Source organism: Acinetobacter sp. YH12126, from assembly GCF_013418745.1.
GTDB classification, from domain to species: Bacteria; Pseudomonadota; Gammaproteobacteria; order Pseudomonadales; family Moraxellaceae; genus Acinetobacter; species Acinetobacter amyesii.
Genome location: NZ_VPBM01000007.1, coordinates 193570 through 205384 on the forward strand (window position 1 = coordinate 193570; position 11815 = coordinate 205384).

Sequence of the window (11815 nt, forward strand, 5' to 3'; positions counted from 1 at the left end):
AGTAATGGTCTTAATTTGCTTTACTACTTAATATTGGATTATATATCTAAAAATATGATAACATGATCAAACTCTAAGCAATGGCTTTGAATGAGTCAGCCTTAAATTTTCAAACGAAAATGAAAATGCCAGCACTTTTCAATACAAGCCTGTTTCTTTCGCAAGTAGCGGATATCTCTTTGATCAATTTAGATCTGTCTTACAAATAAAACGGAATAGGGAAGGTATGTCTTCATTGAAACCGTCATGGTATTCCAATGTGAATCCAAATGTGTTTATTAGCACAGTTGTTATTATCGGCATTTTTATTGCCATTGTATTTTTAGCTCCCAATGCTTTTGATTTAATAACTAAACAACTGAATCAATGGGTTACAAACTCATTCAGTTGGTTCTATGTACTATCTGTAGCCATTTTTCTCTTAGTGCTTATTTATATTGCCTGTTCAAATATGGGTAAAATTAAACTTGGTTTAGACCATAGCCAGCCAAAGTTTAGTAATAGCTCTTGGTTCGCTATGCTATTTACAGCTGGTATGGGCATTGGCTTAATGTTCTTTGGTGTCGCGGAACCAGTGATGCACTATGTTTCACCTCCAACTGGTGAGCCTGAAACAATTCAATCAGCGCAGCAAGCCATGCGTGTAACATTCTTTCATTGGGGACTTCATGCTTGGGCAATTTACACAATTGTGGGCTTAGCTTTAGCTTACTTTGCATATAGACATAATCTACCACTAAAAATTCGCTCTGCTTTATATCCTCTTATTGGAAAGAAAATTTATGGTCCAATTGGTGATGGTGTAGATACCTTTGCAACGATCGGTACAGTATTTGGTGTCGCAACGACTTTAGGTTTTGGTGTAACCCAAATTAACTCTGGCTTAAATTATTTATTCGGAATTGAATATTCAACGACGACGCAGCTTATTTTAATTGTCATTGTTACAGCTATGGCATCTTTATCTGTATTTATAGGCTTAGACAAGGGTATTAAACGATTATCAGAGATTAATCTGGGCTTAGCTTTAGTGCTGTTGCTATTTGTATTTTTTGCTAGTTCAAGCATTTTTATATTGCAAACGACTATCCAAAACACGGGGCAATACATTTCAAATTTGTTCAATATGACCTTTAATTTATATGCCTACCAGTCTGATGGTTGGATCGGTGGTTGGACCATTATGTACTGGGCATGGTGGATTTCATGGTCACCATTTGTAGGTATGTTTATTGCGCGTGTGTCTGAAGGACGTACTATTCGTGAGTTTATTGTAGGTGTTTTACTTATTCCAACAGGCTTTACGCTGATCTGGATGGGAGTCATGGGGAATGCTGCACTCTATAGTATTTTAAACGAAGCGAACACCTCGCTGATTTCTGCAGTGCAACGAGATTCATCCGTTGCATTATTTGAATATTTAGGGACCTTGCCATTCTCAGGTGTGATGAGTTTTGTGGCGACCATTCTGGTCATGTTGTTTTTTGTGACATCGGCAGACTCTGGGGCTTTAGTTACAGACTATTTAACAGCAAAATCGGAAAACTCTCCAACTTGGCAACGATTGTTTTGGACAACGTTAATGGCAGTGCTTGCGATTGTTTTGTTGTTCGCTGGAGGTTTAGGTGCTTTGCAATCAGCGACTATGTTGAGTGCATTACCATTTACTTTTGTAATGCTTTTAATTTGCTGGGGGCTAGTCAAGGCTCTACATTTAGATGCAACCAAGATGCAAGCATTACAGGATGCACGTATTACACCTAGAGCAATTCATAATCCAAGAAGTTGGCAGCAACGTTTAGGATTGATTATGCATTATCCGCATACACGTGAAGAAGTTGAACAGTATATTGATACAACGGTAAGCCAGGCATTTTCAAATCTACAAAAAGAGTTTAAGCGTCGTCATTTAGATGTGACGGTAAACACGGTAGATGATGGCTTGCAGCTACGTGTAAACCATCAAGATGAGATTAACTTTATCTACCAAGTGGTTGTTCAAGAAAAAAATACACCAAGTTTTATGACTGATTCAGATGAAATTACACAAGATTACCAAGCTGAAGTGTTTTTGAGGGAAGGTGGTCAAAATTATGACATCATCGAATGGACGCAAGAAGATATTTTGCAAGATGTTATTGATCAATACGAACGTCATCTACATTTTTTAAATCTAGTTAGAACCAAGAACCAATAGATAAAAAACCGCCCAAAAGGGCGGTTTTTTTATTCATAGTTAAATTAGGCCGGTATAGAAGCAACCTTATCTTCACGGTCCCAATAACGGTGATTCTGTATCGCTGTTTTAAATTGATCACTGACATCTTTGAAACTTTGTGAAGTGAAAAGCGCAGCATCTTGAGTCAGATTAAGCTCTTTAATTAAAGCCTCTTTATCACCTAATAGTACTATAGGTTTAAGATGCTTAAATGTTTCTAAAACATAGTGTTTAGCTACACCATCATTCAAGAACTCATCTAAATTATTACCATCAATAACAACGACAGCATCGTAGGTGACTGAAGGTTCGCCATTCTGACGTCCATCAACTGCAATTTCTTTACCATCGTTAGATTTCACCGGCGCTGCATTAGGGGCTAAAACTTCAACTACAGCGCTTTCTGATTCGCCCCAAGTTTTGATTGCATCGATAGATGAAGCATTTGCACCGTTGTGTACCAGTAGTGCAATTTTACGTTGCTTAATATCAGATGCAGGGTATGCCAATGTACTTAAGTGATCAGATTTAGCGACGGCAGCTTTCTTAACCGATTTACTTTGCTTAGTCGGAGCAGCTAACCCTAATTCATTTGCAACAAATTTCGCTAAATCCAAATCAATATTTGCAAGCAACTCATTTACAACTCGTTCCCTAATTTCAACAGCTTTCACTTTTGAGAGTTCAAATGCATAGGCATCCTTTATATGCTGTTGTTCATGCTTAGCAAGACTTTGGTAATGCATGGTCGCTTGCGAGAAATGATCTGCGAAGCTTTCTGGTCTGATTCTTAACTTGCTGCCTTGGATTTGTTCAGGATGGGTTCGAAATGCATGAGGATCATTATTAGATTCTCTAGGCCAATTTTCATCTACAGAGTTAGGCTCATAATTCGCTTTACCTTTATAGACTTCATGGTTTGCATAGCCGCCACGTCGATTGGTATGGAAAGGGCAGACCGGTTTATTAATTGGAATTTGATTAAAGTTTGCTGTTCCTAAGCGGTGCAGATGCGTATCTGTATAGCTGAACAAACGACCTTGTAATAAAGGATCATTACTAAAATCAATTCCTGAAACAATATTGGCTGGACTGAAAGCAACTTGCTCTGTTTCAGCAAAGAAATCATCTGTATTTCGATTTAGAGTAAATTTACCTAGTGGAGTAATAGGTACGAGCTCTTCAGGTACCAATTTTGTAGCATCCAACACATCAAAGTCCCATTGAGCCGCTTCTTCTTCAGTAAAGATCTGTGCCCCTAATTCCCACTCAGGATAATTGCCACGTTCAATGGCATCCCATAGATCGCGACGATGGAAGTCAGGATCTTTACCATTAAGCTTTAAGGCCTCATCCCAAACGACTTGGGCAACACCTTGTTTCGGTGTCCAGTGGAATTTAACCAAATGCGCCTGATTATCTTTGTTAATTAATCTGAAGGTATGTACACCAAAACCTTGAATCGATCGTAAATTTCTAGGAATAGCACGATCTGACATCACCCAGGTTGTCATATGAGAGGCTTCGGTATTTAAAGAAATAAAATCCCAAAAGGTATCATGCGCAGATTGACCAGTAGGAACTTCGTTCGGATCTTCAGGCTTCACTGCGTGGACAAAGTCAGGGAACTTGATTGCGTCCTGAATAAAAAATACAGGAATGTTATTACCGACTAAATCGTAGTTTCCATCTTCGGTATAAAATTTGATGGAAAATCCGCGTACATCACGGACTACATCAGCTGAGCCGCGCCCGCCTTGTACTGTAGAAATTCTGACAAAGATTGGTGTTGGATTTTGAGTATTAGTCAAAAATTTAGCCTTAGTCCATTTTTCGTTGCCTTCATAAGCTTCAAAATAACCATGCGCTCCAACACCACGAGCATGCACAACACGCTCAGGGATACGTTCACGGTCAAAGTGAATTAACTTATCTCGTAAGAGAAAATCTTCTAACAGAGTAGGACCAGTCTGATTTATTTTTAAACTGTTTTGATTGTCAGCTACAGGTACACCCAAAGATGAGGTCAGTGTTTTACCTTTAGGGTCTACATATGCCTCTTTTTCAAACTGATCAATTTTAGGATTATTTGATTTTTTCATGAGCTACATCCCTTTGTCTGATGTTATTTAGTACATGTGCTAGATAAGGTTTTGCTATTGCATAAAGCTAATATAGACAATAAAGATGCTTGGCAAAATTAGAGTAAAAAATTGTCTATTTTATGTTCAATCTGATGGTTGATTGGAGCTACTTTCACAATAAAAAGCAGATTCAGCCCAGCGGTCACATTTGCAGCGGGGGCACTGAGCATTTAGAGAACTAATAAATTGTGTTTGACCACACAGCATGCACGAATAGTATTTTTTGGAATCAAAACGCTGTGCTTTTTGGTAGTGATCAGGAAAAATTGGTAGTCCCCATTTAATATTATCCTTGGCATAAGGGATTACACTTAGACACCCATCTGTTTCAAGTAAGGCTGATTTGACTTGCCCTAAGTGTTCTATTTTGTTTTGCCTTAACTCAGCAAAAAATTCGTCATATGAATACTTTTCCTGTTTGATATCTTCAACAATCAATAAGCCATCTTTGACGATATACATTGGCCTACCTTCTAACATGGTTTCAAATGAATCTGATTTCATGATGAGGTATGTAGTTAATCTATAGAGAAGAATAATGACTGCAAATACTATGAGTGCTTGAATGATGGGGATATCATCATTAAACATGGGATCGCCTGCTGCAGATCCCAAACTTAAAATAATAGCTAACTCAAATACTGAAAGTTGCCTGACACCTCTTTTCCCTGAAAATCTTAAAAAAATAATAATTAAGATAAACATAATGATGCATCGGAAAATAATTTCCAATGCAAAGTTAAAAGAGGTGTCATGCAGAATTATTTTTATGAAGTCCATATTTGATACAATTTATTAATTCTAGTTTTACATACATACAGGGTTAAATTTTATCCCAAGCATCCTTAATCGCATGCTTAGCATGTTCCCATTTCAAGCGAGAATCTGCTTTAAACTCTTCCCATTTGGTTTGTAAATCCGGCTCAGAATCTTCGAAACGCGCATTTTCACCGTACAAATGACGTTCGCGCTCACCAAGCTCATAAGCTGACCTTAGATCACGGTCATAATCTATATCTGGCACTTCGCGTTGCAGATCCCCATAGTACGGTCTATTGGAGTAATCCGTGCGCCAGTCATGATGTATTGGATGTTCATTTTGATGGTCGTTCATAGTAATAACTCCGATAAATTATTTAATAAATTGCAAAAGTAGCGATCCCTGAGCTACTTCTGCAAATAAAAATTAATGTTGTTACTTTGACTATTGGTCTTGCAGATCATTCTGCTGACGCTGTTGATCAGACTGTTGGTTTTGTTGATGTTGGGGTTGCTGCTGCTGTTGCTGACCATTCTGCTGGCGCTGCTGATCAGATTGTTGGTTTTGTTGATGTTGGGGTTGCTGCTGTTGTTGCTGATCATTCTGCTGACGTTGTTGATCAGACTGCTGATTTTGTTGGTTTTGAGGTTTTTGAGTATCGCCACGTTGGTGCTGTAAGCGAGTATCATCATTTTGATCTTGGTTATAATTAGACATAATACTGTTCCTTTAAAGATTAATTAGATAATCTACTCAATTACAGTAGATCATTTATTATTAACATGAATATTGCTAATATGATTATTAAAGATGTTACATAATCTTTATTAAGTTTCAATTTTTTTAAAAGTAAAACTTTGGGGACTGTTTTATATACATAAATAGTCATTTTTTAATTACATGAAACTAACAATAATAATTTTTCAATATTTTAGTGAGTGACTTACATAGAGCTTTATATAGTATTTTTAATTTTTTGATAGGCTTACCTTTAGTTAAAATTTTGAAATTATAAAATCTTTTCTTGAAGTAAATGCAATAGAAAAAAGTACCTACAGGTTTCTTTTTGTTTTCGGATCCTCCGCGCTTTAAAAGTCCAGTGCAAGATATATAAATATCTGATTTAAATAATTTTTTCCCATTTATAATCATTTGAGTGGTTACTTCTGGGGATTCAGCAGTATATTTATCTATAAGTGATTGTTTTATATTTAAAATACGCTTCTTGAATAGTAAGTCATAACTAACAATAAAACCATCCAGAAGTATTCCAGAGTTTTTATCTTGTGAAATTCTATATGCTAAATAACCTGCACTCGCACTTTCAAATAGCGTTATCGATAGGGATTTTTTAGAAATAAAGTCAAAAATTGATTTCATATAAATTATCCTATGAATATTTTATAAAAGAATCATAATTGATATTTAAATATGAATATGTGAATTAAGTCACATCAAAAAAATGTTACTTTTTAAAAACTTGTTAAAAATTATGCTAAAGGTGTGTTTTATATATTAAAATTTTTAAAATATTACATTGCGTTAAATTTTATTAAAAAAAATTAACAAATACTACTTATTTTCTGAACTATGGTTAAGAAGAATCATTTACCGCGTGAGAATTATAATGCCTACAGCAGTAAAAGAAAGAATCTTAAATTTAATAACCAAAGATCATCAGAAATATTTCGAAATTGTTGAGTTCTTCTTAGATGCTTCAATACCTAATTCTGCCAAAGAATTAAAGGCATTTAAGGTTTTAGAGAATGAAATTATAACTCTCGAACACATTGATGAGATGCCAAATGAGATAGACCATCTTGTCGATTGGATTCATCATAATAACCGTACACAGTGTGAATATTATAAAGAATATCTAGATAGAAGAAAGCAAGGTGGAGGAAGAGAGTATTTTTCATCAGTTAGTAAAGCTTATGAGTTTTTATACAAGGTTGCACCCACAAAAAAAGTGGATGGTTCATGGCTATATAGCTTTACTCAGTATTGGAATGATCCAGTATTTAGAGATTTTATTCAGATATATTTAGAGGAACTTGGTCTCGGTTCAGAAAAAGCCAATCACGTGAGAATGTACGACAACCTACTACTGGCACATGGTTTGAATCAACTATCTTTAAACTTATCTGATGCCTATTACCATCAGGCAGCAATACAGCTTGCGCTTGCATATGCACCTTCAGAGTTTATACCAGAGATAGCAGGTTTTAATTTAGGCTATGAACAACTTCCTTTACATTTGCTAATTAGCAATTACGAGTTAAAAGAACTTGGAATTGATGCACACTATTTTAATGTTCATATCACGATAGATAATTTTGATAATGGGCATGCGCACCTTGCGACCAATGCCATTAAAAAACTTTCTACAAGGTACAGATCTAAAGAAGAGTTCATTCGTAAACTCAAAATCGGCTATCTCCTAAATAACAAAGGAATGAGTTCAGTTCAGATAATTAAAAATTTAAGCACTGAAAAGATGGTGCTAGAAATATTTAAGAAAAAGGCGATCGTTGGTAAACACATGCATAGCAATAAGTGCATGTTTAATAATAAAACAACGAATGAATGGCTGTCTGAAGATGATAGTGTTGAAGAGTTTATTTTTGAGCTTGTACGTATGGGCTGGATAAAATTGAATCGACCACCTGAAGAGAGTAGATTTTGGCAGATGATTCACGACGAAGATGGTAAAATGTTTGGAGTGTTTAATGCTGTTGAAAAAACTTTTATTTATGACTGGATTGCAGGTAAATCAGTAGATTCCAAACAAAATCAAGTGAATAATGAGTTTGTGAAAAACTTCCTAGAGACCAATTCATTTAATTATTTAGCCAACCATGAAATAGCTGAGCTTAAGAAACAATTTGATGGAAGTACGAATACAGGATATAAGATCAACAAACTTCTAAAGTATTTAGCACCTCATATGCATCATCAAGAAATTGGTTTATGGAGTACCCAGCGTAACGTAGAGAGTTTATTTCCATCTCTAGCCCGCCAATAAAATAAATACTCCAAAAGATTTATAACTTTCATCGTCAAAAATAACCGCCTTCGGGCGGTTTTTCTTTTATGCGAAAAACAGTGATAAAATAGTGAAAATTAATGAGTTTTTAAAGCAGTCTACAAAAAATCAAAAAAAATATTTTTTTGCAATTTGTAGACTCATTTGTAGACTGTTGAGCTACAAATACAGCCAAATGAGTGCAATCTTATATAACCATTAACTTATTTAAGTGTTTGAAAATACAAGTGAATATAACCAAATGCAATCAATTCCAATCCAAACAAAACTAGGTGGATTCTACTTTTTCTATTATTCAATAGTGGGTACATTCATGCCGTATTGGAGTTTGTATTTAGAGGATCAAGGGTTTAATTATCAAGAAATAGGGGTTTTATCTTCGATTGCAATTGTGACACGTTTTTTTGCCCCATTTATTTGGGGTTGGATTGCAGATAAATCCGGCAAGCGCATGCTTTTAGTCCGAATAGCAACATGGATGGAAGCCTGTATTTGGTTTCTGATTTTTATAATTCCCAACAGTTTTCAGTCTGTTGCATTACTCATGCTGGTTTTTAGTTTCTTTCAAAATGCTATATTGGCTCAGTTTGAAGGAGTAACTTTATTTTGGTTAGCTGAGCGGCGTGCAGAACTTTATGGAAAAGTCAGAAAATGGGGATCAGTTGGCTTCATTGTTGGGGTATTTGGAATAGGGGCTTTGCTAGAAATAATACCTGTTTCAATGCTACCTATCATGTTGTTATGCATTGCATTTCTCGCATTTATTTGGTCATTTACGATTAAAGAGCCCGCTACTGCACCATCTTCACAGAAAAAACTTGAACCACTTTGGCCTATCTTAAAACGACCAGCTGTAGCGAGTTTTTTTATCATTGAATTTTTTCTGCTCTTTTCGCATGCACCGTTTTATAGTTTTTATAGCAATTACCTTAAGCAGGCTGATTTTTTGACGAGCCAAATCGGTTTTTTATGGTCTGTAGGAGTCATTGCAGAAATCATTATGTTTGCCTATGCCAATGTCTTTTTTAATCGATATTCTTGGCGTAACTTAGTGCTCATTTGTTTGGGGCTAACAGGGATGCGATGGTTGATTGTAGGCTTATATCCGACGGTGTTTATCACTCAATTTGCTGCGCAAACGATTCATGCCTTTAGTTTTGGATTATTCCACTTAATCGCTATGCGAATCATTTTTCAAAATTTTACCGCAAGTCAACAAGGGCGTGGTCAAGCGCTATACAGTACCATGTGGGGCTTAGGTGTTGCGAGTGGCAGTATTTTAGCAGGTCGATATTGGGACATGCTTTCGGGACCCGTTATTTTTATGATCGCAGGACTCGCGGTTATACCTGCCATGTTTTTGGTCGTGGGCTTGCCTAAAACGAACCAAAAGCCAGCTTGAAACAATTCAGTATATTGAAAAGTCTCAATGGACTAAAATCACTTGATTACGGCCGAGTTCTTTAGCTTGATATAATGCCTGATCGGCTTGATTAATCATACTTTGCAAACTTGGAGCATTGGGCAAAGACTGATGAATCAGACCAATACTCACCGTAATATAAATCGTATTTTGTTCATCAATGATGATAGGCGTAGTTTCAACGACTTTTCGGATGCGTTCAGCAATACCTTGAGCATCAGTTGCAGCAATGTTCGTGAGTAATACACTAAACTCTTCTCCCCCAATTCGTGCAAATAAATCAGTTTCACGTAAATTCTTACGCACAATACTCGAAAATTCTTGTAAAACTTGGTCACCGACATAATGCCCATATTGATCATTTAATTTTTTAAAATGATCAATATCTATCATGATAATGGAAAAGTTAAGCTGAATTTGGTTTTGTAGGTAAAGTTCACCTTGCTCGAAAAAATATCGACGATTCATCGCATGAGTCAAACTATCATGATTTGCAAGGTATAAAACCTCTTTATAAAGTTCGTGTCGATTTCGGCTAATAATACAAAGAATCAACGGCGAGAGAATCAGCATGGCTAGGCCTATACGAACTGAAATTGCTGTCGATAAATAGGCAAGCGAAGAATCGTGTAAATAGAACGCATTTAAATTGTAATAGGTCGCTAAAATTACCACTGCATTAATTAGGGATAAGGTAAATAATCGATAGGTTAATGCTGCCCAAATTAGAGCCGCTAAAGGGTAGAGAATTGCCCCTGGACCTGCAGAAACGGCTGTTAAAAATACACAGAAGACAACTGCAATTGCCGGAAATATTTTATTGATCTGAAAGCTTTGATGACGTCGATCTTTGAAATAAAGTTTAAGATCGGCCAGTTTAGGAAAAGACAGAATAAGCGGTAATATAATCAGCGCATTCAATATTTCGGTAATCCACCACATACCAAAATCAATCGACAATCGATCGGTCGACATAAACGTATTGGGAATATAAGGCACGGTGAAAATAGCAAAGAGAGCACCCGCAAGGCATCCACCGCAGGCGATGATGACAATCATGGTCAGAAAGGTGAAACCTTTATTATAGTTTTGATAGTTCACCTGAAAATATCGCATAAAAAATAGCGATACCATGCTGTTGGTTAAATTTGAAAAAGTGAGAAATAAAGTGAGTTGGAAATAATTGCCCGTCACTAAATCTGCGAGCATATAACCGGTAAATGCACCTAACCATCCTCCCAGATTACTCAGTTTAGGGAACCTTAAGAATAATGCTAACAATACTGCATTCGCAGGCCAAAAAATCGCTAAATAGCTTAATGGGCGGGTGAAAATACCGATTAAGCAGCAGCAAAGAATAACTGCAGCGACTATTACAAAAGCCATGCTGTGGCGTGCATTAAGCGGAGCAAGACTATTCGAATGCAGTTTCATTAGCTTATGTAAGCCTAGGTTAAATATGGGAGAATTCGTTTTTTTTTTCGTATATTAAACGATAAAAAAGATTTTATATTATTTTATTGTAAATAGTGTGATTTGTTTGGCATTTAGCTGATTTGTAGTTTCGTTAACCGAGATTGATTTTTTGGATAAATAGGAAAAATGATTGTTATGAAAATGTGATAAACCGCGGATTTGTAAAAAAATGTGTTACTTTAAGAGCATGATTTATATGACTGATTAAATGTATGAAAATAGCATATCTTACAGTTTTACTCATGTTGAGTTCATCGTTGGTGATGGCGGCAGATAATAAGAATACAACTCAAAATTCAGAGGCTAAAAATCAAGTTGAAGCGGTGAATAGCTTTAGGGTGACAACACGTTCTGAATTGGTCGGCTTATGGGGTATGGAAATTCCGACCAATAAAAAGTGCGTTGAATATTATAATTTTAAGAGCAATAATGATGTTGTGATCAAAAGCGGTGAAGAGTGGTCATCTGGAGTATATGACTATCAACCTGCGCAAGATCCGAATGTGCAAATTCCAGCACTGATTTTACAAGTGAAATATGACAATAATCAGATGGATTGTTCGGGCAATATTCAAGATCAAACCGGCGAAATTTCACAGTACTTTGTAAAGTGGAAAAGTCCATCGGTTATTAATTTCTGTGCCAATGATCAGGCTCAGCAGTGTTTTGCGACATTGCGTCGAGTTTTGCCTTAAGCATGACTATAGATCTTTCTTATGAAAATAAAAAACCACTCATTTGAGTGGTT

The 11815-nt window shown here is 36.1% G+C and carries 10 protein-coding genes; 4 read left to right on the forward strand and 6 right to left on the reverse strand.

Annotation, left to right across the window (positions count from 1 at the left end):
• Window positions 1-226: 226 nt before the first annotated feature.
• On the forward strand, window positions 227-2197 hold the full coding sequence (locus FTU62_RS06930) for a choline BCCT transporter BetT (RefSeq protein ID WP_180102259.1): 1971 nt from the start codon (window positions 227-229) through the stop codon (window positions 2195-2197).
• 44 nt (window positions 2198-2241) lie between these two features.
• Here the strand turns inward: FTU62_RS06930 and FTU62_RS06935 are convergent, their stop codons facing one another.
• The 5 genes from FTU62_RS06935 to FTU62_RS06955 form a co-directional block, all read right to left on the reverse strand.
• Window positions 2242-4320, reverse strand: a complete 2079-nt coding sequence (locus tag FTU62_RS06935) for a catalase (RefSeq protein WP_180102260.1) — start codon at window positions 4318-4320, stop codon at window positions 2242-2244.
• Window positions 4321-4446: 126 nt separating this feature from the next.
• Window positions 4447-5142: a DUF421 domain-containing protein gene (locus FTU62_RS06940; protein ID WP_078193447.1), complete on the reverse strand. Its 696-nt coding sequence runs from the start codon at window positions 5140-5142 to the stop codon at window positions 4447-4449.
• A gap of 43 nt (window positions 5143-5185) precedes the next feature.
• Window positions 5186-5482, reverse strand: a complete 297-nt coding sequence (locus tag FTU62_RS06945) for a hypothetical protein (RefSeq protein WP_078193446.1) — start codon at window positions 5480-5482, stop codon at window positions 5186-5188.
• Window positions 5483-5566: 84 nt separating this feature from the next.
• The gene (locus FTU62_RS06950) at window positions 5567-5839 is read right to left on the reverse strand and encodes a hypothetical protein (RefSeq protein WP_180102261.1); all 273 of its coding nucleotides are present in this window, start codon (window positions 5837-5839) and stop codon (window positions 5567-5569) included.
• A 189-nt stretch (window positions 5840-6028) separates the two neighbouring features.
• Complete coding sequence (locus tag FTU62_RS06955) at window positions 6029-6502, reverse strand: CinA family protein (protein WP_180102262.1); 474 nt, start codon at window positions 6500-6502, stop codon at window positions 6029-6031.
• Between the two features lie 247 nt (window positions 6503-6749).
• Between FTU62_RS06955 and FTU62_RS06960 the strand changes: the two genes are divergently transcribed.
• Both FTU62_RS06960 and FTU62_RS06965 read left to right on the forward strand, forming a co-directional pair.
• Entirely contained in the window at window positions 6750-8147 is a 1398-nt protein-coding gene (locus FTU62_RS06960) for an iron-containing redox enzyme family protein (protein WP_180102263.1), read from the forward strand.
• 262 nt (window positions 8148-8409) lie between these two features.
• Complete coding sequence (locus FTU62_RS06965; protein WP_180102264.1) at window positions 8410-9570, forward strand: MFS transporter; 1161 nt, start codon at window positions 8410-8412, stop codon at window positions 9568-9570.
• 24 nt (window positions 9571-9594) lie between these two features.
• On the opposite strand, the gene FTU62_RS06970 is transcribed toward FTU62_RS06965, so the two are convergent.
• Complete coding sequence (locus tag FTU62_RS06970) at window positions 9595-10977, reverse strand: sensor domain-containing diguanylate cyclase (RefSeq protein WP_257223094.1); 1383 nt, start codon at window positions 10975-10977, stop codon at window positions 9595-9597.
• 302 nt (window positions 10978-11279) lie between these two features.
• Between FTU62_RS06970 and FTU62_RS06975 the strand changes: the two genes are divergently transcribed.
• The gene (locus tag FTU62_RS06975; protein ID WP_078190792.1) at window positions 11280-11762 is read left to right on the forward strand and encodes a hypothetical protein; all 483 of its coding nucleotides are present in this window, start codon (window positions 11280-11282) and stop codon (window positions 11760-11762) included.
• The last annotated feature ends 53 nt before the right edge of the window (window positions 11763-11815 follow it).